This window comes from Tunturiibacter gelidiferens, assembly GCF_051013345.1.
Taxonomy (GTDB): Bacteria; Acidobacteriota; Terriglobia; order Terriglobales; family Acidobacteriaceae; genus Edaphobacter; species Edaphobacter gelidiferens_A.
Genome location: NZ_CP132939.1, coordinates 5,655,512 through 5,677,759, shown reverse-complemented (window position 1 = coordinate 5,677,759; position 22,248 = coordinate 5,655,512). Strand labels below are relative to the sequence as shown.

General features: G+C 58.7%; 27 protein-coding genes. 10 read left to right on the top strand and 17 right to left on the bottom strand.

Annotated elements, in window-relative coordinates:
* Positions 1-86 precede the first annotated feature (86 nt).
* Positions 87-359: a hypothetical protein gene (locus RBB80_RS28610; RefSeq protein WP_433965577.1), complete on the bottom strand. Its 273-nt coding sequence runs from the start codon at positions 357-359 to the stop codon at positions 87-89.
* Between the two features lie 280 nt (positions 360-639).
* On the opposite strand from RBB80_RS28610, the gene RBB80_RS28605 reads away from it, so the two are divergent.
* On the top strand, positions 640-1,134 hold the full coding sequence (locus RBB80_RS28605) for a hypothetical protein (protein ID WP_433965576.1): 495 nt from the start codon (positions 640-642) through the stop codon (positions 1,132-1,134).
* Positions 1,135-1,216: 82 nt separating this feature from the next.
* On the opposite strand, the gene RBB80_RS28600 is transcribed toward RBB80_RS28605, so the two are convergent.
* The 4 genes from RBB80_RS28600 to RBB80_RS28585 all read right to left on the bottom strand — a co-directional run bounded on the left by RBB80_RS28600 (position 1,217) and on the right by RBB80_RS28585 (position 5,005).
* Positions 1,217-1,984 (bottom strand): 2-keto-4-pentenoate hydratase, encoded by a 768-nt coding sequence (locus RBB80_RS28600; RefSeq protein WP_433965575.1) that lies wholly within the window; start codon positions 1,982-1,984, stop codon positions 1,217-1,219.
* Between the two features lie 252 nt (positions 1,985-2,236).
* Positions 2,237-3,991 carry an NEW3 domain-containing protein gene (locus tag RBB80_RS28595; protein WP_433965574.1) on the bottom strand — a complete coding sequence of 585 codons (1,755 nt, stop codon included), beginning with the start codon at positions 3,989-3,991 and terminating at the stop codon, positions 2,237-2,239.
* Complete coding sequence (locus RBB80_RS28590; RefSeq protein ID WP_433965573.1) at positions 3,972-4,355, bottom strand: hypothetical protein; 384 nt, start codon at positions 4,353-4,355, stop codon at positions 3,972-3,974. The genes RBB80_RS28595 and RBB80_RS28590 overlap by 20 nt, the downstream gene beginning before the upstream one ends.
* A complete protein-coding gene (locus RBB80_RS28585; protein ID WP_433965572.1) occupies positions 4,352-5,005 on the bottom strand; it encodes a PIG-L family deacetylase in 654 nt (217 codons plus the stop codon). The genes RBB80_RS28590 and RBB80_RS28585 overlap by 4 nt, the downstream gene beginning before the upstream one ends.
* 353 nt (positions 5,006-5,358) lie before the next feature.
* On the opposite strand from RBB80_RS28585, the gene msrP reads away from it, so the two are divergent.
* Positions 5,359-6,348: a protein-methionine-sulfoxide reductase catalytic subunit MsrP gene (gene msrP, locus RBB80_RS28580; RefSeq protein WP_433965571.1), complete on the top strand. Its 990-nt coding sequence runs from the start codon at positions 5,359-5,361 to the stop codon at positions 6,346-6,348.
* A gap of 383 nt (positions 6,349-6,731) precedes the next feature.
* The gene (locus tag RBB80_RS28575; protein ID WP_433965570.1) at positions 6,732-7,442 is read left to right on the top strand and encodes a sulfite oxidase heme-binding subunit YedZ; all 711 of its coding nucleotides are present in this window, start codon (positions 6,732-6,734) and stop codon (positions 7,440-7,442) included.
* A gap of 558 nt (positions 7,443-8,000) precedes the next feature.
* On the opposite strand, the gene RBB80_RS28570 is transcribed toward RBB80_RS28575, so the two are convergent.
* A complete protein-coding gene (locus RBB80_RS28570) occupies positions 8,001-8,519 on the bottom strand; it encodes an N-acetyltransferase family protein (protein ID WP_433965569.1) in 519 nt (172 codons plus the stop codon).
* 576 nt (positions 8,520-9,095) lie between these two features.
* On the opposite strand from RBB80_RS28570, the gene RBB80_RS28565 reads away from it, so the two are divergent.
* Positions 9,096-9,545, top strand: a complete 450-nt coding sequence (locus RBB80_RS28565; RefSeq protein ID WP_433965568.1) for a DUF1800 family protein — start codon at positions 9,096-9,098, stop codon at positions 9,543-9,545.
* Here RBB80_RS28565 and RBB80_RS28560 read toward each other — a convergent pair.
* Complete coding sequence (locus RBB80_RS28560) at positions 9,491-9,766, bottom strand: hypothetical protein (RefSeq protein ID WP_433970105.1); 276 nt, start codon at positions 9,764-9,766, stop codon at positions 9,491-9,493. The two genes, RBB80_RS28565 and RBB80_RS28560, sit on opposite strands and share 55 nt — an antisense overlap.
* Before the next feature lie 11 nt (positions 9,767-9,777).
* Here RBB80_RS28560 and RBB80_RS28555 point away from each other — a divergent pair, with 11 nt between their 5' ends.
* Both RBB80_RS28555 and RBB80_RS28550 read left to right on the top strand, forming a co-directional pair.
* The gene (locus RBB80_RS28555) at positions 9,778-11,205 is read left to right on the top strand and encodes a DUF1800 domain-containing protein (RefSeq protein ID WP_433969935.1); all 1,428 of its coding nucleotides are present in this window, start codon (positions 9,778-9,780) and stop codon (positions 11,203-11,205) included.
* A gap of 22 nt (positions 11,206-11,227) precedes the next feature.
* Positions 11,228-11,818 (top strand): cupin, encoded by a 591-nt coding sequence (locus RBB80_RS28550; protein WP_433965567.1) that lies wholly within the window; start codon positions 11,228-11,230, stop codon positions 11,816-11,818.
* 15 nt (positions 11,819-11,833) lie between these two features.
* Here the strand turns inward: RBB80_RS28550 and pdxH are convergent, their stop codons facing one another.
* Entirely contained in the window at positions 11,834-12,430 is a 597-nt protein-coding gene (gene pdxH, locus RBB80_RS28545; RefSeq protein ID WP_433965566.1) for a pyridoxamine 5'-phosphate oxidase, read from the bottom strand.
* A gap of 183 nt (positions 12,431-12,613) precedes the next feature.
* Between pdxH and RBB80_RS28540 the strand changes: the two genes are divergently transcribed.
* Entirely contained in the window at positions 12,614-13,786 is a 1,173-nt protein-coding gene (locus RBB80_RS28540; protein WP_433965565.1) for a DUF2235 domain-containing protein, read from the top strand.
* Here RBB80_RS28540 and RBB80_RS28535 read toward each other — a convergent pair.
* The 4 genes from RBB80_RS28535 to trmD form a co-directional block, all read right to left on the bottom strand.
* Complete coding sequence (locus RBB80_RS28535) at positions 13,783-14,511, bottom strand: PIG-L deacetylase family protein (protein ID WP_433965564.1); 729 nt, start codon at positions 14,509-14,511, stop codon at positions 13,783-13,785. The two genes, RBB80_RS28540 and RBB80_RS28535, sit on opposite strands and share 4 nt — an antisense overlap.
* A gap of 72 nt (positions 14,512-14,583) precedes the next feature.
* Positions 14,584-15,213, bottom strand: a complete 630-nt coding sequence (locus RBB80_RS28530; protein ID WP_433965563.1) for a ribonuclease HII — start codon at positions 15,211-15,213, stop codon at positions 14,584-14,586.
* Between the two features lie 160 nt (positions 15,214-15,373).
* The gene (gene rplS / locus RBB80_RS28525; protein ID WP_218884516.1) at positions 15,374-15,733 is read right to left on the bottom strand and encodes a 50S ribosomal protein L19; all 360 of its coding nucleotides are present in this window, start codon (positions 15,731-15,733) and stop codon (positions 15,374-15,376) included.
* Between the two features lie 180 nt (positions 15,734-15,913).
* The gene (gene trmD, locus RBB80_RS28520; protein WP_433965562.1) at positions 15,914-16,738 is read right to left on the bottom strand and encodes a tRNA (guanosine(37)-N1)-methyltransferase TrmD; all 825 of its coding nucleotides are present in this window, start codon (positions 16,736-16,738) and stop codon (positions 15,914-15,916) included.
* Between the two features lie 178 nt (positions 16,739-16,916).
* Here trmD and RBB80_RS28515 point away from each other — a divergent pair, with 178 nt between their 5' ends.
* A complete protein-coding gene (locus tag RBB80_RS28515; protein ID WP_433965561.1) occupies positions 16,917-17,807 on the top strand; it encodes a hypothetical protein in 891 nt (296 codons plus the stop codon).
* A 35-nt stretch (positions 17,808-17,842) separates the two neighbouring features.
* Here the strand turns inward: RBB80_RS28515 and rimM are convergent, their stop codons facing one another.
* The 4 genes from rimM to RBB80_RS28495 all read right to left on the bottom strand — a co-directional run bounded on the left by rimM (position 17,843) and on the right by RBB80_RS28495 (position 20,284).
* Positions 17,843-18,448 carry a ribosome maturation factor RimM gene (rimM, locus tag RBB80_RS28510; RefSeq protein ID WP_433965560.1) on the bottom strand — a complete coding sequence of 202 codons (606 nt, stop codon included), beginning with the start codon at positions 18,446-18,448 and terminating at the stop codon, positions 17,843-17,845.
* A gap of 54 nt (positions 18,449-18,502) precedes the next feature.
* Positions 18,503-18,802: a KH domain-containing protein gene (locus tag RBB80_RS28505; RefSeq protein ID WP_433965559.1), complete on the bottom strand. Its 300-nt coding sequence runs from the start codon at positions 18,800-18,802 to the stop codon at positions 18,503-18,505.
* Between the two features lie 290 nt (positions 18,803-19,092).
* Complete coding sequence (gene rpsP / locus RBB80_RS28500; RefSeq protein ID WP_179582336.1) at positions 19,093-19,341, bottom strand: 30S ribosomal protein S16; 249 nt, start codon at positions 19,339-19,341, stop codon at positions 19,093-19,095.
* 145 nt (positions 19,342-19,486) lie between these two features.
* A complete protein-coding gene (locus RBB80_RS28495; RefSeq protein WP_433965558.1) occupies positions 19,487-20,284 on the bottom strand; it encodes an alpha/beta hydrolase in 798 nt (265 codons plus the stop codon).
* A gap of 144 nt (positions 20,285-20,428) precedes the next feature.
* Here RBB80_RS28495 and RBB80_RS28490 point away from each other — a divergent pair, with 144 nt between their 5' ends.
* Positions 20,429-21,139, top strand: coding sequence for an esterase family protein (locus tag RBB80_RS28490; protein WP_433965557.1), 711 nt, complete (start codon positions 20,429-20,431; stop codon positions 21,137-21,139).
* 46 nt (positions 21,140-21,185) lie between these two features.
* On the top strand, positions 21,186-21,869 hold the full coding sequence (locus RBB80_RS28485; protein ID WP_433965556.1) for an ATP-grasp domain-containing protein: 684 nt from the start codon (positions 21,186-21,188) through the stop codon (positions 21,867-21,869).
* Here RBB80_RS28485 and RBB80_RS28480 read toward each other — a convergent pair.
* Complete coding sequence (locus tag RBB80_RS28480) at positions 21,821-21,994, bottom strand: hypothetical protein (protein WP_433965555.1); 174 nt, start codon at positions 21,992-21,994, stop codon at positions 21,821-21,823. The genes RBB80_RS28485 and RBB80_RS28480 overlap by 49 nt on opposite strands.
* Between the last annotated feature and the right edge of the window lie 254 nt (positions 21,995-22,248).

Sequence of the window (22,248 nt, the reverse complement as noted above, 5' to 3'; positions counted from 1 at the left end):
ACGCGGCTTTTGTCATCCTCCATGCTGATCATGGAGAAACATTCTGTATGAGCACGCAGCCAATCGAGATCACCGCCCCAGCGATCCTAGCCACAATCCGCACCACCCCCGCGACTTTTTTGATGTGTGCCCCCAAGCTCTACGATGTCGACTATGTCATCAACCCGTGGATGGCGGGCAACGTCCACGCCTCCTCCCGCACTCGCGCAGCCGAGCAGTGGCAGTGTCTCTACGAAGCCGTCAGCACCATCGCCGACGTTCAACTCGTCGAACCCGAGCCCGGCTCTCCTGACATGGTCTTCACCGCCAACGCCGGCCTCGAGCGCAACGGCACCGTCGCCATCAGCAGCTTCTTCCATCCTGAACGCCAGGGCGAAGAGCCACACTTCCGCCGCTGGTTCCAGCTCGCCGGCTATAAGGTCATCGACACTCCGCGCGCTACCCCTTCGAAGGCGAGGGCGACGCTCTCTTCTCCGCCGACGGCACGCGTCTCTGGGTCGGCTACGGCCCCCGCACCGTCGCCTCCAGCCACCACACTCTACGCAAGATCTGGAGCATCGAGGTCACCTCACTCCACCTCATCGATCCGCGCTTCTACCACCTCGACACCTGCTTCGCTCCCTCGAAGGCGGTTACGTCATGTACTATCCCGAGGCCTTCGACCAAGCCTCCCTTGCGAAGATCGAAGCCTTCTATCCCTCCGAAAAGCGAGTCATCGTCCGCGAAGCCGACGCAGTCTGTTTCGCCTGCAACGCCATCAACGTCGACCGCACCATCATCCTGAACAACATCAGCACCGACCTCCGCCGCCAACTCGAGTCACGCGGCTTCGACATCATCGAGGTCGAGCTCACTGAATTCCTCAAGGCCGGCGGAGCCGCCAAATGTCTGGTGATGAAGCTGAGCCGCCCCCACTCTAAGCGACACTTTCAATCCGGTGTGCGTCGAACGTGGGCACTCGTACCCGAGCCGATGATCCCGACCAACGGGAGGACCGTAGAGGATCATCTTGCCAAGACCGGTACACACGCCACGAAGTGGCCGCACCACGCGCAGTGGGCCCGTCCGGCAGGCATATCTTCTAAAGACGAGCAAAGAAGAGCAAGCAAGAGGAAGGAAGAAGCAGGGAACTAAAGCCCCTCAGCCATCCCACTGGCATGAGCCAAAGAAATTCTAGGCTGCAATCAAAAGCCCAACACAATCCTGCGTTTCCGATTTACTGAAACCGCAGATGAACCTCGCCCGCAGCAGAAAACTTTACATTCGCAGTAGACCCCGGAACAGCTGCGGTCACACCGGTCCAGCTTCCCGTCGTCACCCACTGTCCAGCCTTCAATCCACCAGTCCTCGCAGCGCCCTCATTCGCCAGCCACGGCAGCAAACGCATCAGATCCCCCGACGTATTCGATCCCGTCCGCTCCACCCTCACCGCACCATCGACCGCAATCATCACATGCTCGGCCTTGAAATCGATATTCTTCCAATTCGCTACTGCTGGCCCATACACAAACCCGCCGTGCATCTGCAGATCCCCAATCATCGACATCCGCGCCGCCTTCAACGGATCGCGAAGGCCACTCTCAATCACCTCGATGGCCGGATGGCAGCTTGCAATCGCAGCCACCACCTCATCCCGCGAGTACGGTGTCGCCCTCGGCGGCAGATCCGCTCCCATCAAAAACGCAATCTCCGCCTCCAGTCCGCGATACCTCCGCACCCCGACAACGACCGCACCATCTCGCGCAACCCACGCCAGCGGCATCGGCGCAAACAACGGTTCGGCCTCCGCACTGGGAGCTCCGATCTTCCACCCGCCAATCTCCCCATACGCCTCTGCGATATGATCCTGCAGCGCGTAAGCCTCGTCCGTATTCTTCGGCTGCAAAGCCTCCGGAAGATCCTCGATCGGCACTCCCGTTCGCCGCGCATCGAGCAGCAGATCCGCTGCCTCAATCAGTTGTCTTTCTCTCTCCCCAGTCATCATGTCGTCCAGTGTCTCTCAACCAGCCCGCTTCTGTCTCGCCGCCAGCCTCGCGGAGAAAGCGATCAAAATACGACCCGCAGCCTCATCGCAACGATGATCGTTCTAAACAAGTGCGTCCATCGGCAACGATGTCATTCCGACCGAAGCCTGGCGGAGTAGAGGCCTGCTTCTTTTCCGAACTGCCACAAAAATATAACTTCACGACGGTTTTTTCGCAGAGTCCTATCGCTGTCGTGGGGTCTTTCGATTCGCTCAATTCGCGGGCATATTCTTCCCCAAACTCAACAGATTCGCAAACAACCGGTAGGCTCCCGGCACTCCCTCCGGCAGCTCGCGATACAACGCAAGCGCCACATACACATAGGCTCCCTTGCCCGTCTTCGCCACCAGCAGACCACCCTTTTGAGGATCCTGTCCCGGATCATGCGTCTCCAGCGGAGCGACATACTGCGAATCCCACGTCTCCATAAAGCCGTGCCCGCGCTCCTCCACCCATCCATCGAAGTCGCGCTCCGTAATCCTGTTCGGCCAACTCAACACCGGGCTCTCCGGCACCAGCAGCCGCACTGGCGCCCTCTCGTCCACCACCTTTTCGGCGTCTCCCAGTGAATACGAGTACGGACCGTAGTCGAAGTTCCCCAGGTTGTACTGCACAATCACCACGCCGCCATTCTTCGCATACTGCAACAGCTGCCCATTCGCCGCCAGTCCAGGATGCGCCGCATAAGCTCTCACACCCAGCACCACCACGTCATATCCACTTAACTTTCCGCCCGCAACATCGCCCATCGTCAAAGTCGTCGCATGCACTCCAAGATTCTCAATCGACGCTTGCACCTCATCCCCGGTCCCCGGCAGATACCCCACCTTCAACCCCCGCCCGTCGGCTCCAGCAGCCACCTTCACATCCGCCGCTCGCGCCCGGTACGTCGCCGGACGATAAAGATTTGCCGGAGGCAAACCCGCATACCCAACCGTCTTATACCCCTCGCGATATTCTTTTCCCTCATAGCTCGCAACCGCAGTCATCGTATAAGCGGTCTCCGCCATCTTCCCCGGCGTCACTACAAACGGCACATCCACCGAATCACCATCCCTCCCCAGCGAAAACTCCGCCTTCTCCGGCGACGCCGTCCAACCCTTCGGCAGCTCCAGCTTCACCGTCCCCGTTGCCGTACCCTTCACATTGCTCTTCACCTTCGCGGTCACCATCAACGTCTTCTCCGTCAGTGGCACCACACCCGCCGACGGCGACACCGCCACCGAAATCGCCGGAGCCACCACCAGCGGCTCATACACCGTTCCCAGCCCCGTCACGCGATGCAGCGTCTGCACCTCCTGCCCCAGCTTCACCTCCACGCCGTCATAGTCCACCGTCACCCAAGCCGTAAGCGCAGGCAAGGGAAGCGAAGCATTCCGCATCGCCGGATCAGCCACATCGTAGTAAGCCTGCTCAATCCCCGGCCGAGTAAACGGAGGCCGCGTCACCTTCGCATCCTCCGGTAGCTTCACCTGAAACAGATCCTCGTAAGCCTCACCGCTAACGATCGTCTTCTCACCAGCCTTCGCACCCGAGCCTTCATACGTAGCCCCCGCACTCGACTCCAGCCCCGCCCCCTTCAGCGTCACCGGCAGCTTGCTTCCATTCACCACCAGCATCTTCACCGCAAAGCTCTGCCCCGGCACCGCCGTCACAAACGTCTCCGCGCCATCGCTGAACCGCGCAAACGGTCCCGTCTCCGCCTTCCCCGCAACCTGCGCCCTCAAACTCAGCCCAAGCGCGTGCACAATCGCGTCATTGAACTGCATTCGCTTCACGCGCAGCTCATGCAGCAGATCGTACTTCTCCCGATCCGTCAGCCCGCTAGCCTCCACCTTCGCAATCAACTCATCGGTCGCCTTCAATCCATCGCGCAAAAATGGAGCCGTCTTCTCCGGCGCAGCAATCTTGTAAACCCCCACAGCCTGCCCCACCAGCCCATCGATCTTAGCCAGATCCTGCTTCAAAAAGTACTCTCCCCGGAGCCAGTGAGCTCATCCCCGCGAGCGAAACATCCACGCCATCGAAGAATCCCTTCTCCTCCTCCCGAGGCTGCGCGCTATCAAGCAGCCGAGCCCCATACCGGTGATACCCCACATCAAACCTCCCCGCCGCCGGTATCCCCATCCCGCCATTCTGCGACTTCTGCAGCCCCAGCCCCATCCGCGCAAACTGCAAGTAAGTCATCCCCAGCACCGGGCTATAGTCTCCCTCCGCCACCGTCACATTCGCCTTCGGAGACTCCGTCGTCCACTCCTTCGTCACGTAGTTATAAAACCGTGCCGGAGCATACTTGCCCGTCGCATAGTCATACATCCCCTTCGACGTCACCGAAAAAACGGCACCCTCCCATAAACCTTCAGCGGACTCCACGGCATCAACCCAGCCGCAATCTGATCCGGAAACACCTTTGGATCACCCGCCGCATCGAACACCTCCTGCGCCATCTCGCCCGACACCTGGTGCTGTCCATGCCCATCCGTGATCCCACCCACAAACACCGCCGTCACCACCAGCGGCCGATACAGCCTCACCGCCCTCACCGCGTCATACAACACGCGATCGTGCCCCCAGTTCTCCAGCGCCTCTTCCTTTGTCTTCGAGAACCCGAAGTCCACCTCGGTCCCCCACATCTGGTCGATCCCCATGTACCGGCCCGCAGCCAGCAACTCCTGGGTCCGCACCAACCCCAGCGCGTCATCAAAGTCGGCCGACATCAAATTCTGCCCACCCTCGCCCCGCGTCAGCGTCAGCATCGCCACATGCGCGCCCTGCCCCCGCGCCTCATACGTCAGCATCCCGCCGTCTTCATCATCAGGATGCGCCACAATCATCATCAGGCTCGCCCGTGTCCGCAGCTTTACCAAACTCTGCCACAGCGCCGCAGACCCCTCATTGGCCGCAATCTTCTGCACCCCAACCGCTGGCCGTACCTGCTCCCCGGCAAGGCTCGCCGTCTCCCGCAGCTCCTGGCAGCTCAAAACCCACCCGCCACCACGAGCGACATCACCGAAACCGCAGCCAGACCCGCCACAACCCGTTCAGAAGTCATTACTTTCTAATCTCTCACACCCAACCGCCCCAAATCACGTGACAAATCCCACCATCCACCACTCAACCCCAGCCGTACATACCATGAAGTACACGAAAAACCGTCATCTCGACCGAAGCGGTTCACGGTCTCATCGTGAACCGCGCAGTGGAGAGAACCCCGTATTTCGTCCTCGCTCTGGTTCGCTCAACTTACTAGGCAGCTGGAGAATTAACCCTGTAACCCCCACCGGGCTTTCGAGTCATAATTAGCATCAGTATTCGTTCAGAGGGAACCAACGCAATGCTTCTCCGCAAATCTCCCAGCCTCGAAACCATCATCCGCTCCTCCGAGATCACTCCCCAGCACGTCTTCGAGCAGCACCAGCAGACCCGCCGCCGCTTCCTCACCTCCGCCGCCACCCTCGGCGCCGCCGCCCTCGCCGCCCGCACCGTTCCCTCCCTCATCGACCCATCCACCACCGTCGAAGCCGCCGAGCAGCTAAAAACCATCCCCAGCAAATACACCCTCGACGACCCGCAAACTCCCCTCGCCAAGGCCTCCAGCTACAACAATTTTTACGAGTACGGCACCGACAAGTCCGACCCCTCCCACGAAGCCTACCGCCTCCAAATCCGCCCCTGGCCCATACAGATCACCGGCATGGTCAAAAAGCCCCAGACCATCAACATCGACGACCTCATCCACTACCGCCCCCTCGAGTCGCGCGTCTACCGCTTCCGCTGCGTCGAAGCCTGGTCCATGATCATCCCCTGGGACGGCTACTCCCTCTCCGAGTTCATCACCTTCTGCCAGCCCCTCCCCAGCGCAAAATACGTTCAGTTCTTCTCCTACAACAACCGCAAAGTCATGCCCGACGAGCCCTTCGGCTACGACTGGCCCTATCGCGAAGGTCTCCGCATGGACGAGGCCATGAACCCCCTCACCCTCCTCACCTTCGGCTGCTACGGACAAGTTCTCCCCAACCAGAACGGAGCCCCCGTCCGCGTCATCGTCCCCTGGAAGTACGGCTTCAAATCCGCCAAGGCCATCGTCCGCTTCCACTTCACCGACAAGGAGCCTGCGACCACTTGGAACGAAGTCGACGGCAAGGAATACGGCTTCTACTCCAACGTCAATCCCAACTACGACAACGCCCGCTGGTCTCAAGCGCACGAGCGCCGTCTCGACACCAGTCTCCTCCCGCGCAACATCCCCACTCAAATGTTCAACGGCTACGCCGACCAGGTAGCCAGCCTCTACTCTGGCATGGACCTCAAAAAATACTACTAAGACTCAAGAAAAAGCCAAGAGCCAAAGAACCTGTCTGGAAGCCAAGAGCCTAAGAACCTGTCTGGAAGCCAAGAGCCTAAGAACCTGTCTGGAAACTTTATAGATGCGTCATCTCGACCGGATCCGTGCGGGCCTTATCGCACGGCGCAGTGGAGAGACCCCCGCATTTCGCTTTTGCAGTTGCTCGTTTCCCGTCAATTTGCGAGATAAAGAACTGGAATGGCAACCCGTCTTCCATCATCGCAAGTTTCTTCGTTGCCGTACGGATCTTCGCATCTTCCGCTCATCATCTCCCCAGTCCTCATGTACCCGGTCATCATCCCCGCTCAACATCAACGCCGTCCGGCAACTTCAGCACCCGAGCTAAACTAAACCCAAGACAAATGTCCAAGCGCGCCATCGTCCTTCTCAAAGTCCTGATCCACCTCCTCTGCCTCGCCCCTCTCGCCTGGCTCCTGCACTTCTACACCTCAGGCGGCCTCGCCCTCAACGCCGACCCCGTCAACTTCATCACCCACTTCACCGGCGACTGGACCCTCTACCTCCTCTTCACCTCGCTCGCCATCACGCCCATCCGCCGCCTCGCCACCAGCCTCGGCTTTCTCATCCGCTTCCGCCGACTCATCGGCCTCTACGCCTTCTTCTACGCCACGCTCCACCTCTCCACCTACATCTTCCTCTTCTCCGGCTACGACCTTCAGACCGCCCTCACCGGTCTCCGCTCCGGCCATCCCGGCGAGCTCGTCACCCAATGGAAGCTCATCTGGCCCCGCATGGTCGATGACATCCTCAAGCGCCGCTTCATCCAGGTAGGCCTCTTCGCCTGGCTCATTCTCCTCGCTCTCGCCTGCACCTCGCCCGCCTTCATCATGCGAGCCATGGGAGGCAAAAACTGGCAGCGCCTCCATCGCCTTGTCTACCTCGCCGCCATCGCCGGAATCGTCCACTTCTGGTGGCTCGTCAAAAAAGGCAACAACGCCCCCTGGAAGGTTACCGCTGTCCTAACCCTCCTCCTCCTCGCCCGCGTAGCCTACACCGCCCTGAAGCGCCTCAAAAAGCCCACCCCCATCCCCGCCCGCCCCAGCTCCGTCTAGCTGATATCGTTCCATACCGTCATTCTGAGCAAAGCGAAGAGAGTTCTAAAGACGCAACAGGCGATGAGTGATAAAGATGCATATAAGCGATGAGTGATAAAAGATGCGTCATCTCGACCGGAGTCGCGCGGCTTCATCGCGCGACGCAGTGGAGAGACCCCCGCATTTCGCTTTTGCACTTGCCTGTTTTTGTTTGTCATTCCGCACCCTGAGCAAAGAGTCCCTGTATATGCTTTTGTCGTTGGCGTTGCAGTTGACGCCCACCGATACCGTCCGAGTCTTCCAGGCCACGGCAAGATCATTTTCGTTGTATTGGTAAGTCGTCGTTGTTTGTTCTCGCCGTCATCCTTAACGGAGTGAAGGATCCCGACACCCTCCACTCCCCGATACCGTCCGAACGTTCCATCCCAAGCACCCAGCCGTCGCCGTTGCCTGTCTATTTGGTTGCCATTCCGCATCCTGAGCGCAGTCGAACGGGGAAGAATCTGCTGCAGTCGTTTCAGTTGCGGTCGCTGTCTCACCACAAAACCACCACGAACTCACCACGAAAAAACCACGTCAACCACCCGCGACAATCGCCTCAAGATCCGCCCACCCATAAGCCACCACAGGCAGCATTGCCCCACCCACCTCCATCTCCTTCGAAGCCCCCCGCACCCCACCCGACCGCGTATAAAAGCCCCCGGAAGAGTTGTCCTCGAGCACCCAGGCCATTATGCTCCCCAACCCTCTCGCCTTCAACGACCCAGCCAGCCTCTTCAAAAGAGCCGTCCCGATCCCACGCCCCTGGAACTCCCGCAGCAGATAGATCGCATACAACTCCGCATCGAACCTCTCCACAGGCTCCCGTACCGCTCCTCCGCTGACGAACCCAACCACCTCACCCTCCAACACCGCAACGTACACGTCCACATCGAGTGTCAGCCACTCCCGCCACGAGGCCTCGCGCTCCGCCTCCTTCAAACTCGCAAGGTAGGCCTCCGGCACAACTCCCGCGTACGTCGTCCGCCAGCTCTCAACATGCACATGCGCAATCGCGCCCGCATCCCGCTCATTCGCAACTCGAATCAGACTCATGCGCTCACCATACCGTCCAATGGCGGCACGATCAAGTATGTCGAACCGCCCCCTGACAGTCTCCGCGCGGGACAACCGCAGCGTCTTATCGTTCCATCTGGACCCTCCCAGCCCACCATAAATAAATCACCTACACTTCATCTCGAGCGAAGCAGCGAACAGTTTCACCGTTCGTTGCGCAGTGGAGAGATCCCTGTATTTCACTCCACCGCCCCCACACGACCGGCGATCCGCGACACCGCCCTCGGCTGTCAAGCCCCCAACTCAACAAAACCCGCGCCAATCCTGCAGATTCGTGTGGCGTACCAGTTACCCTCCAATAGCTATACTTGATATAGAACACAAGAGCAGACAGCCGCGAGAACGAATAACCAAGCTAACTTATTGATAACAAGCATTTTGTGCGTAGCTCTTTTGATTGCAATATTTTACCGGCAGTTGCGGCCCGCAAGCCATTGAATCGAAAGGTTTTACGCCCAGGATAACCCCGGGGGAGGGGGTACCGTCGCCTCTCTCAAAAGCCCAGGAAAACGCAACTTTGAACCCCGAATCAGGTCTAACCGGCCAGAGGCGTCTATGCGAAGGTTCTTACCGATTCTCCTGGCTCTATCGGTCGCCGCGCCGGCGCACCCCCAAACCCAATCTTCGCCCAAACCTTCGCCCAAGCCCGCCAATTCCAAGGCAACGACTCCGCCAAAGGACGCCCCTCTAGTCCCCCTCACCCAGCAGGAACGAGCCCAGCAGCTCCTCAACCGCTTCACCTTCGGCCCTCGCCCCGGCGACCTCGAAAAAGTAATCGCCCTCACCCCCGAAAAGTGGTTCGAACAGCAACTCAACCCCGCCGCCATCCCCGATGCCGCCCTCGACCACCGCCTCGCCGACTACACCACCCTCAACCTCCAGCCCGACCAGGCCCTTCAGCTCTTCCCGGACCACTTCACCATCGCCATCACCGCCGAAGGCAAGCGCCCCTACCCCACCGACCCCTCCTCCTCGCCATGTACGAGGTTCAGGTCTACAAACTGAACAAAGACATCGACAGCAAAAAGACCAACGCCAACGGCCAACTCATCACGCCCCCACCCACCGACGCCGAAGCCGCCGCACAAAAGAAAAACGACCAGGACACCGCCGCCCGCATCGCAGGAGAGCTCTTCGCCCTCCCCAAAAATCAGCGAATGGCGGAGCTCATCAAGCTCTCCGTCCCCGAGCGCATCGCCTTCACCACCTACGTCGCCGGCGATCAAAAAATCTCTTCCTGGCCGACTTCAACCCCCGCGAGCGCGAGATCTTCAACGGCATGGCAGCCAACATCGGCGCGCCTCACTACATCGTCGACGAACTATCCCAGGCCAAGATCCTTCGCGCCATCCTCAGCGAGCGCCAACTCCAGGAGGTCATGGCCGATTTCTGGTTCAACCACTTCAACATCTACATCGGCAAAGACTCCGACACCTGGTACACCACCAGCTACGAACGCGACGCCATCCGCAAACACGTTCTCGGTAAGTTCCGCGATCTCCTTCTCGCCACCGCCTCCAGCCCGGCGATGATGATCTACCTCGACAACTGGCTCTCCATCGGCCCCGACTCCCAGGCCAACGGCGTCAACCCCGCCAACCCAAACTCCAAGAAGGGCAACCACGGCCTCAACGAGAACTACGGCAGGGAAGTCATGGAACTCCACACCGCAGGCGTCAACGGAGGCTACACCCAGGCCGACGTCACCGCACTCGCCAGCATCTTCACCGGCTGGACCGTCGATCGACCCAACCAGGGTGGTCCCTTCCAATACGATCCCAAGCGTCACGAGCCCGGCCCCAAGCAATGGTTCAGCGAGACCATTCGCGGCGTAGACCCCACACTCGCGCCCAACGACGCCGGCAAAAGCGAGGGACTCTACGCCCTCAACAAGCTCGCCGCAAACCCAAAGACCGCGCACTTCATCAGTTACAAATTAGCCCAGCGCTTTGTCGCCGACGACCCACCTCCAGCTCTCGTCGACCGCATGGCCGCCACCTACCTCTCCACCGACGGCGACATCAAAGCCATCCTCCGCACCCTCGTCCAATCTCCCGAGTTCAACTCGAAGAAGTACTTCCGCAACAAGGTCAAGACCCCGATGGAGTTCGTCGCCTCCGCCTTCCGCACCACCGCCACGGACCCCGTGAACCCCGGCGCTCTGGTCAATACCCTTAAGACGATGGGCATGGCCCTCTACTACGCACTCCCGCCCACCGGCTACTACATCACCGCCGACCAGTGGATGAACTCCACCGCTCTCGTAGATCGCCTCAACTTCGCCTACTCCCTCACCGGCGGCAAGTTTGCCAATCAAAAGTTCGACTCAGCCCACGTTCTCGCGCTCGGCCTCATGTCTCAACCCGCCGGCTCACCATCTCCCCAGATGTCCGAGACAGAAAAATCCAGCCGCGCAAAGTTCTCCGAAGCCCTTCTCACCGCCGAGATTCACAACGGCACCACGACTCAACCCTCACCCGATGCAGCCGGCCAGGACATCGCTCTTCACGTTCTCGAAGACACGCTCATCGGCGACGACGTCTCCACCCAGACCAATCAACTCATCCATAAACAAATCACCGAAATTCCCACTTCTAACTCCACCGACACCCTCAACCTGCTGACCGCTTTCGTCATGGGCAGCCCCGAGTTCCAACTCCGCTAACCTCCAGGCCATCTCATTCAACATGACACCAATCGACCGCAGACAATTCGCGACCGGCTTCGTAGCTGCCAGCTTGGCAACCACCAAAACCTTAGCGTCCGCAATCGAAAGCCCGCAGACTGCGACGCCCGAACAGCTTCACCTCAAGCCCAACGGCTGGATGCCGAACAGCCCATTGCCCGTCTTGTTCTACCGAAAGGCGCTTCCACTAACAGGAGACCTCGCCTCTGACATGGAGCGCATCTTCTCCGCCAACGGCTGGCCGCCCCAATGGCGCAACGGCGTCTACTCCTTTCACCATTACCACTCCACCGCGCATGAGGTCCTCGGCTTCGCAGCCGGCCACGCCGACCTCGTCCTCGGCGGTGAAGGCAACGATCCACTCACCGTACACGCTGGAGACATCCTCGTCCTGCCCACCGGCACCGGCCACTGCCGCATCTCGGCCTCCGACGACTTCCTCGTGATCGGCGCCTACCCGGAGAACGAGCACTGGGACATCTGCCGCACCGCCGCCAGCCCGGAGACACTCGCAAGTATGCGCAAGGTCCGCTTTCCCCACTCTGACCCGCTCACCGGCCCCTCCGGTGCCCTCGCCAGACTCTGGATCTGATCCGTCATCATCAACCTAAGGAAACAATCGCTCCTTTTGCCACACCTCTCCTCGCAGCGTAAACAGAAATCGGTCGTGCAGCCGGCCTTCTTCATCCTTCCAAAACTCAATCCGCTCGGGCCGCAGCACATAACCTCGCCAGTAACTCGGTCGCGGGATCTCCCTTGGAAACTCCCGCTCCAACTCCTGCACACGCTGCACCAGCACCTCTCGAGAGGCCAACACGCGACTCTGTTCGGAAGCCGCCGCACCAAGCTGGCTTAGCCTCGATCGGCTATGAAAGTACTCATCCGCATCCCCACCCGGCAGCTCCCTCACTGACCCCGAGATGCGCACCTGCCGCCGCAGCGACTTCCAGTGAAAGCACATCGCCGCCCGCGGATTCTCGCTCAACTCTGCGCCCTTCTGGCTCTCCGCATTTGTATAGAAGCAGAACCCCTGAGCATCCACTCTCTTAACCAACACCATCCGGACGCTCGGCACACCCTCCCGTGTAGCCGTGGCCAGCGCCACCGCATTCGGATCGTTCAACTCATCACCCTCTGCGTCCTTCATCCACAAGCCGAATAACGCAATTGGGTCGACCGCTCTTTCGACATCGATTTCACTCATCAAAACCTCGCTTCGCCTCAAGTTTACAGATGAAATGAATCGTCGATTAGGCTTCGTCGCGCGCGCCGTTTCAATTGACGATTGGTTGAACTTTTCTCTCTCGACTTTGCTCCGGCGAAACATCTTTCATTCCCCGCTCCCGGCAAATATGATTCGTCCACCGATCCTCCAAGGAGATCTTTCATGGCGAAGAACATCGTCATCTGCTGCGATGGCACCGGCAACGCCTACGGCGATAACAACTCCAATGTAGTCAAGCTCTACCAAACGCTCCTCATCGACGGGAAGCGACAAGTCGGTTACTACCATCCCGGCGTTGGCACCGAAGGCTCTCCCAACTCAACCAACAAGCTCACCGCCGCACTCTCCGTCGTCGCGGGCCTTGCCTTCGGAGCAGGTCTTTTAGCCAATGTCGCCGACGCCTATCGCTACCTGATGGACGTCTACGAACAGGGCGACAACGTCTACCTCTTCGGCTTTAGCCGAGGAGCTTACACGGCACGCGCCATCGCGGGCGTCCTTCAGATGTTCGGCCTTCTCTGCCCCGGCAACGATGGACTCATCCCGTACGTTGTGAAGATGTACGCCAGACGAAGCCGCAAGGCCGGCGGCATGACCCACACCTTCCACGTCGCCGAAGGCTTCAAAGCGACCTTCTGCCGGCCATGCCCTCTGCACCTGGTTGGCGTGTGGGACACGGTCAGCTCAGTCGGTTGGATCTGGGATCCCCTGAAGCTGCCTTACACGGGGCGCAACCCCGATATGGCCAACGGTCGCCACGCCATCTCCATCGACGAGCGCCGGTGCTACTTCCGCAATAATGTCTGGGGTGACCCATTCGACGGCCAAAGCATCAAGCAAGTCTGGTTCGCCGGTGTCCACTCCGATATCGGCGGCTCTTATCCCAGCGCCGAGGCCGGCCTTTCGCAAGTCACGTTGCAGTGGATGCTCTGCGAAGCCATCTCGCTCGGTCTGCTGGTCAATCCGAATCAGACAAATCAGATTCTGGCAGAAGTAACTCCCTCCACCGAGGTGGTCCCGAATCCCGCCCAGCGCCAACACAACTCCCTTACTCGGCTTTGGTGGATTCTCGAAATATTTCCGCACTCCTACTACGACGCAGCAACCAAAAAGAAAAGATGGCGCATCCCTCTCGGCGCTCGCCGAGTTATTCCACCTGGCTCCGCAGTTCACGAAACCGTGTGGCAAAAACTCTCGCTCGATTCGTCCTATCGCCCGCCCAATCTACCCAGCGACTGGAGCACGAATCCCGCCTGGAGAAATAATGCAGAGCCTGACAGCCCGCTCAACTTCTCGAGCACTGGGTCGCGTGCGGAGATCGCAGAAGCGAACTAGCTCAATCCCTCGAACAGATCCGTCCGCAACTCGCAAGCCTCCGGCTCAGTCGTAGCCACGAGGGAATAGAACTCCTCAGCTCCATAACGCTCGAAGATCTCTTTCGTCTTTTCCATCAACGGCGCCTGCGACACATGCTTCCGAAACGCCTCGCTCTTCCGTTCTCGTGCAGAGCGGATATCCAGCGTGACCGTCCAGGGCATCATCATTGCAGGCTGTCGATCGGGCATCAGGAAGTTTGCTGTGACGTAGTACAGCCGTTGTGCTTTGTGCGGATGCCCCGCTCCCGGATACCGTTTTGACTGCCCCGACCAATGAAACGCGGCGGTTGTCAGCATCGATGTCATCATATGATCGGCATGGGTATTCTGTCCGCCGTCACCGCCGAAGGTAATCACGACATCCGGTTTGAATCGCCGTATACGTTCCACCAGCCGCTCGGCGGTCTGCGAGAATTCAACAAACTCTAACCGCGCGTCCTGGCAATCCATCAGTTCGGAATGCGTAACGCCCAGCACTTCACACGAGGCGCGAAACTCTTCTCTCCGCATATTCCCGAGCGCCTCTCCGTCCTCAGCGTCGCCTCGATTCGTTGCTGCCTGACCGTCCGTCAAGCAAACCACGTAGGTCTCCACTCCTCGATCCGCTGCCAGCGCCAACGCTCCGCCAAACGCGTAGCACTCATCGTCAGGATGCGCCACCACACACATCAACTTCAAGCCCACTCAGCTTCCTCCAGGCCTGCATCCAGATCGGCATCTTCAAACAGAAGTTCAGCCGACATCGCTTGTTCCAACTCAGCATCCGGATCGCCCCCGCACCGGCGCGAAGCTCCTCCTGTGTAGCGCACAAGGTCCAATCTCGGCCAACGCCCGCCGATGCTCCGGTGTCCCATAACCCTTATGTGAAGCCAGTCCGTATCCAGGATGCACAGCGTCCAGTTCACGCATCAACGCATCGCGATGCACCTTCGCGACCACCGAAGCGGCGGCAATCGAAAGGCTCAGCGCATCTCCATAGATCAGCTTCGTCTGTCGGCAAGGATGATCGAGACGCATTGCATCGATCAGCAAATGATCCGGCGCGAGCGTCAATCCTTGTACAGCAGCCAGCATTGCCATCCGAGTAGCTTGGTAGATGTTCACTCGATCAATCGTCTCGGCATCCACCTCCGCGACACAAAAAGCAAGTGCCATCCCGCGTATCTGCTGGTCGAGCGACTCGCGCTCCTCCCGCGTCATCTGCTTGGAATCTTTCAAGCCTGCATTAGCCAACTCGTCGAGACACTCCGGCAAAATCACTGCTGCCGCCACCACCGGCCCAAACAGCGCCCCACGCCCCACCTCATCCACCCCGGCGATGCGTTGAAAACCGTAGTACCGCAGAGCCTGCTCGGGCGCATCGCTACAAACAAGCATCTTCAGCATGCGCTGCTTCGCGGTAGCAGCAGTCACCGTTCGGGGAGCACGAGTAGAGGGAGTCGAAGCCATGCCTTCAAGGTCGAGTGTAAACCCACCGCGCAGAACGAAGCCACGACCGAAGTCGTGGCTCAGTGGAAAGCTCAGTGGAAATCAGGTGACTAAATGCTTACTTGGCGGCGCGCTCAACCTCACGCAGACGAGCAGCCTTACCGCGCAGACCGCGCAGATAGAACAGCTTCGAACGGCGAACTTCGTAGGAGCGAACCTTCTCGACCTTGTCGACGACTTTGGAGTTGTACGGGAAGATGCGCTCGACGCCCTGACCGAAGCTCATCTTGCGAACCGTGAAGGATCCCTGCGCGCCCTTGCGGCAGGCAATCACCATGCCCTCAAACGCCTGCAGACGCTCTTTCTCGCCTTCACGAATCTTGACTTGAACTCGAACTGTATCGCCAGGGGCGAATGCGGGTAAATCGGTCCGCTCGAACTTTGCGGCCAGCTTCTGCATAATCGGATGAATGGACATGACACAACTTTCCTATGTTGGACTCGACCTCCAGTGTACACGAAATCTGCGCAAAATGCCTCTAGAATCATCTTCCTCCGACCGAGGGAGGACTGGTCCTCTTCACTTCCCACCTCAAGGTATACAAGTCACGAAGTGACCGCGCCACGCGCAGTGGGCCCGGCCGGCAGGCCAAATCCCTCAAAAAGATCCTGAATCACCGCCCCGAAGCTCCGCCAGAATCTCGCGGTCCTCATCGGTGATCTCAATCCTTTCCAGCAAGTCAGGACGGTTCTCCAACGTCTTCTTCAGCGCCATTCTCCTTCGCCATCGCCGGATCACCTCGTGGTTGCCTCCCGACAGCGCCTCCGGAATCATCGTCCCCATAAACTCCGCTGGCCGCGTGTAGTGCGGGTAGTCCAGCAACCCTCCCGCTCCATAGGTCGACCGCGGCGGCCCATCCGCAGCGTCGGGAAGGTCCACGACATCTTCAGCCCCAAAGCTTTCAAATCGCGACGAGTCAGGATTCCCCAGGGCCCCCGGCAGCAGCCGAACCGCAGCATCGACGATTACCGCAGCCGCCAGCTCTCCACCCGACAAAACATAATCGCCAATTGAAATCTCCCGGTCGCAGAGCAGTTCGTTGACGCGCTCATCCACCCCCTCATATCTGCCACACAAAATGACGACCCGTTCCGTCGTCGAAAGCTCCTGCGCCAGCGCCTGAGTGAACGGTTGCCCCTGCGCAGACAGCAGAATCACAGTCTCTCTGCTTTTGTCCCGTTCAGCCTTCGGTGAGACATTCAGCGATTGCACCGCATCGTAGATCGGCTGGGCCTTCAGCACCATCCCCTCGCCCCCGCCAAACGGCCGGTCGTCCACCGTTCGATGGCGATCGTGCGTGAAACTCCGCAGGTCATGCGTCGCAATCTCCACCAGGCCCGTAGTGCGGGCGCGCTTCAGAATCCCGTAATCGAAGGGCCCTGTAAAGAAATCGGGAAAGATCGTAATGATGTCAAAGCGCATAGACGATAAGAGCGGTACAGCCGCTCGTTTTTTGACTCCCAGGTTGCACCATATCACTTGGAAGTTGTGGAATCACGCGGCTGATCTCAAACGAAGATCTCATCGAGATGATCAGAAGACCTGGGCGCTACTCCCGCCGTCTTTTCAGGTCATCGCGGCGAGCCGAAAGAGCATCCACATGCGTCAACGAAAACTCGCCGCTCTCCTGATACTACTGCCGTCATCCCTCAGCGTCACGGTTACGGCACAGCAGCAGATGCCTTCGAATCCCGTTGCGCCCTCGCAACTCGCCCTGGCCCTGCCGGTGACGGCGAGCCGATCGACCGAAGAATTGCATAAGCCAGCCGTCGAATCATCGAGCGCCGAAGGAGTCATCCGTATCACCCCTGCGCCCCAGGTCGAAAAAGAGTTCCCCTCCCAAAGACCGTTTCGCACGGCAGCCTTTGGCATTAAAGCCAATACGTTAGGAGGCGGCGCAGAACTGGCCACGCCGCTCTTCCGCCGTTTCAATCTCCGCTCCGGCGTCAACTTCCTGGCCTTCGCCTACCCCTTCGGCATCGACGGCGTGAACTACAACGCGAATCTCCACTTCAAATCCTCGCAGAGCACTCTCGATTGGTTCCCCGGTGGTCACGCCTTCCACATCAGCCCCGGAATCCTCTACTCCAGGAACACAGCCTCCGCGACTGCGACAGTCCCTGCCGGCCAGAACTTCTCCCTCGGTGACCAGAGCTTCATCAACAGCGTCGGCGACCCAGTCCACGGCAACATGTCGCTCGCGTACCCACGCACTCTGTCCCCTATGCTTCTATTGGGCTTTGGCAACATTCTTCCCCGCAACAGCCGCCGCCTCTCTGTTCCCATGGAGTTCGGGGTGGCCTACACCGGCGCGGCCACCATCAACGTCAATCTCACCGGAACCGCCTGCACCAGCGACGGCTGCACCAGCTTCGCCACCAACTCCGAGGCTCAGGCCAGCCTGACTCAGGAGATTCACAAAATCAACGAAGACCTGAAGAAGGTCCCCGTCTACCCGATCCTCTCACTGGGAGTCGCCTATCACTTCTAGCTCTTGGCTTTGAATTTTGCGTTGATCCTTCAAGCTTAGCTCTCGTCGCCCGAGCTTCGATTGACTTCGACTAAACCTTCAGGCAGCTTCATCTCAATGCGCTTCGCCTCTGTATCCACTGCCACTAAAAACGCCTTCGCAAACGGGATAAGGATCTCATCCCCGGCCAGCGACCTCACCTCCAGCAACGGCGCAGCGTCGGTAAGTCGGCGCGCCCCATCTGCGGTCGTAGCGAACTGAACATCTTCGACCGTACCCACCGCCGTTGCTCCGTCATACACCGTACAGCCGATCAACTCGCTGATGTAAACCGAATCGTCATCCAATGGAAGCCGCTCTTCTCGAGGGACGAGCACGTCTAAGCCGGCGACCGCCTCAGCATCCGAAATCGTCTCAATGCCCGCCAACTGGAGTACGACGCGTCCCTGGTTCTTCCCAACGGGAAGCCAGAACGCCACAACCTCCATCGCACGTGCCTCCGACTCCTCCCCTTCGAAGCCCGAAGGAGCGAGAAACACTCTCGTCTGCTCCTCGAACCGCTCAGGGAAGTCGGTAAACAATTCTGCCAGCAACTCACCCTTGCGACCCTGGGGCCGAAGTAGATGTGCCAGCACAATCCAGGCTGGAGCGGTCTGCGTCATAGGGCAAAATCTGACGAGAAGCAAAAGCCCAGAGTCTGCCAACTGCTCTGAGCTTTATGGTGCAGGGGGATGGTCCTCTTCCACGATGTCAAGGGAGAAGCGGTGCTTCAGCTTCATGCTGGCTGCGCTAAGAATCGTACGCATGGAACGCGCTGTCCGACCTTGCTTCCCGATCACTTTGCCAACATCGCTGGCAGCGACCCGCAAGCGAATCGCGGTGCATTCGCCATCTTCTACGGCCTCGACCGAGACACTGTCCTGGTCGTCTACCAAGGCACGAGCTATCTCTGCTACAAGGTCTGTCATGTTCTTTACAGGGTTGTCCCCTGCAGGAAACTGGGTTGCCTGAGTCATCACACACCTTCTGGGTCTGGGAGTCACGGAGTAACGCTCAAGCTCTTTCCCTTTGTCTCGTCTACTGCGAGATCTTCCAGGAAGTGCTGCAACGAGCGATACACCGGTCGCAGGAAGTCCAGGGCTATAAACCCCGGGCCCTCTGCTTTTGCAAGGCCACTGCAGTTCGACTGTGCAATACCAAGGAGTCTACGTGAAACGGTATCAGGACGTGCTTCAAGGAACCTATTCTGTCAGCTATCTTTGGGAACCATTAACTTATGCCCAAAGATAGCATTGCCCAGTAACTCCTAGGCTACCGCGACTGCCTCTGCCGGCTTCTGCGCCATCAGCTTCCCCACGCGCTCAGACAACTGTGCTCCGTTACCGGTCCAGTAGTCGATGCGGTCGCGCTTCAGATCAACCGTCGCGGGGTTGGTGCGCGGATTATACGTCCCCACCACTTCGACCGAACGACCGTTACGGGCGCGGTCCTTCTCGATAACAACGATGCGGTAATGTGGCTGCTTACGCGCTCCAACGCGCGCCAAACGAATCATCAACACGGGCAATGCCTTTCAGAACGTTATTGGTTTGGGTGATAGCCACGCTGTCGATCGCTCGGACAGGGACTTTAGATACATTACCCAACACCTAAGTATGGCTGAAAACGCGCCTTTCCGCAACGAAGAATCGCAAACTCTCTCACCCTGACGGAAAAAGAAACCGCAACACATCCCCAAAGCGCTTCGACCAGGCGTTTTCATCGTGAACTGCCCCGTCAACCTTCTCATAAATAAGGTCGTTCCCAGTCTTCCAGCCCCGTTTCAGCAGAACACGGTCCACCATGTCCGCGTCTCGAACATGACGAACTCCCTCTGCCGTCCCGATATCCAGCCAGATGCGGAGCTCAGGCTTCGGGTCCGTCTGTTCGATCACCTGCAAAATGCTGCGCTGATCCCACCACAGCGAAGGCGACATAACCGCCAGCTTGCCAAACACCTGCGGGTACGAAAATCCCAGATACAGAGAGACCAGTCCGCCCAGCGACGATCCGCCAAGTCCGGTATTCGTTGCATCGGTCAAAGTTCGGTATGAGTTGTCAATCAGCGGTTTCAACTCCTCAACCAGCAACCGCCCGTAGCTCCGACCCTCTCCCCCACCCATCTTGAAGTCGTGCGTCGGAGTGTACTCTGCCATCCGCCGAAGCCCTGTATTCGCCACGCCGACCAGGATCACGGGCTCAATCTCGCCATTGAGGGTCAGCTCGTCAGCCGTCGTATGCGCATTCCACGTTCGCCCTGCGATGTACGACGTCCGCTCGTCAAACAGATTCTGACCATCGTGCAGATAAAAAACAGGGAAACGCCGATCCTCATCCTCCAGATACTGTGGCGGCACATAAACCGAAACGGTTCGGTCATCGGGCAAAATCCTCGAATGAAACTTACGTACGCTATATCTCGGATTGGAATCCAGTTTGTCTGCGGTATGCTCTGTCATCGCCTCTTCGGGCAAACCGACGGACGCAAGCTCGCGCTCAAGTGGCTTAAGCGCAGGAATTGAATGAGATGGCGATGTTTGTTTCAATGCGAAAGAAGCTGCTCCAATAAACTACGATTGCATCAGACTAGCAGAGGGAGTTCGATGAAACGCGAATACCACAAATGGTTCTCTCCCTCCCTCGGGCGCGATATGGAGCTGCTCGTCTTCGGACACGCCGGATATCCCGCCGTCGTCTTCCCCACCTCCCAGGGCCGCTTCTACGAGTTTGAAGATCGCCAGATGGTCAGCGCCGTGCAAGATAAGCTCGAGCACGGCCACCTACAGCTCTGTTGCGTCGACTCGGTTGATGGCGAAAGCTGGTACAACCGCGACGTCCCACCCCGCTGGCGAATCGCGCGTCAGGTGCAGTACGGCAACTACATCATGAATGAGGTTGTTCCCCTCATCCGCCAGATGAACCAGTACTCCGGCCTCGGCACCATCGGCACCAGCTTTGGTGGCTACCACGCCATGAACATCGCCCTCCGCCACCCCGACGTCTTCACCGGCATGCTCTCGATGAGCGGAGCCTTCGATCCGTCTCACTTTCTCCGCGGCTACTACGACGACGACTGCTACTTCAACATCCCGATGCACTTCCTCCCCAACATCAACGACTCCTGGTACCTCGATCGCTACCGGCGAAACTCCTACGTCCTGGCCACCGGCGTCCACGACCAGTGTTGGAACGAAAACGAACGCATGGCGCAGATCTTCCGCGCAAAAAATATCCCCTGCCGCCTCGATGTTTGGGGCGACAACACAGGCCACGACTGGCCCTGGTGGCAGAGAATGCTGCAGACCTATCTCTAGTCCCAACGGGCAAACCTCTCCTACAACCCCGTCTATGGAGGATTCAGTGAAGAAGATCGGTGTTCTGTTCGGAATGGAAAATACCTTTCCCGGCGCGTTGGTCGATCACATCAACGCCATGGAGATCGAAGGCATTCAGGCCGAGTTCGTCTGTGTCGGTGGCGTTTCCATGGCCGCACCATCAGGCTACGCCGTCATCGTAGACCGCATCTCGCATGACATGCCCTTCTACCGTTCGTTCCTCAAAAACGCAGCTCTCAGCGGCACACAGATCATCAACAATCCCTTCTGGTGGTCCGCCGACGACAAGTTCTTCAACTACGCCCTCGCCTCAAAACTAGGCGTAGCTGTCCCGAAGACCGTCCTTCTCCCGCACAAAAAATTTCCCCCTCAGATCAACGAGCGCTCCCTCAGAAACCTCCAATTTCCCCTCGATTGGGACGGCATCTTCGACTATGTAGGCTTCCCAGCCTTCCTCAAACCACACGACGGCGGCGGTTGGCGCGACGTCTTCCACGTCCACAATCGCGACGAGTTTTTTCACGCCTACGACCAGACCCGCGACCTCTGCATGACCCTCCAGGCGGCGGTCAACTTCAAGGAGTACTTCCGTTGCTACGTCGTCGGCCAGACCGACGTCCGAATCATGCCCTACGATCCGCGTCGCCCGCACGAACATCGCTACGTCCTCGACCCCCCGAGTACGACAAGAAGCTCCTCAAGCGCGTAGAGAAAGATGCCCTCACCCTCTGTAAAGCCCTGGGCTACGACCTCAATACCGTCGAGTTCGCCGTAGAAGACGGCATCCCCTACGCCATCGACTTTATGAACCCAGCTCCAGATGCTGACCTTCACGCCGTCGGTAAAGAGAGCTTCGACTGGATCGTCGATAAGGTTGCGAAATTAGCTGTAAGGAAGGCGCAATCCTCCGGCAAAGTGAAAACGGAGATGAACTGGTCCGCCTTCCTGGCCCCTCGGGCAAAAAAGAGATATCCAAATCAAGCGCAAAAGCTGAACCAAATAAAGCGGTGAAGAAGAAAACAAAAAAAGAAGAATAGCCTCAGCAAGAAAGAAGAATAACCACTGCTTTGGCAGTTGCCTGTTCTTTT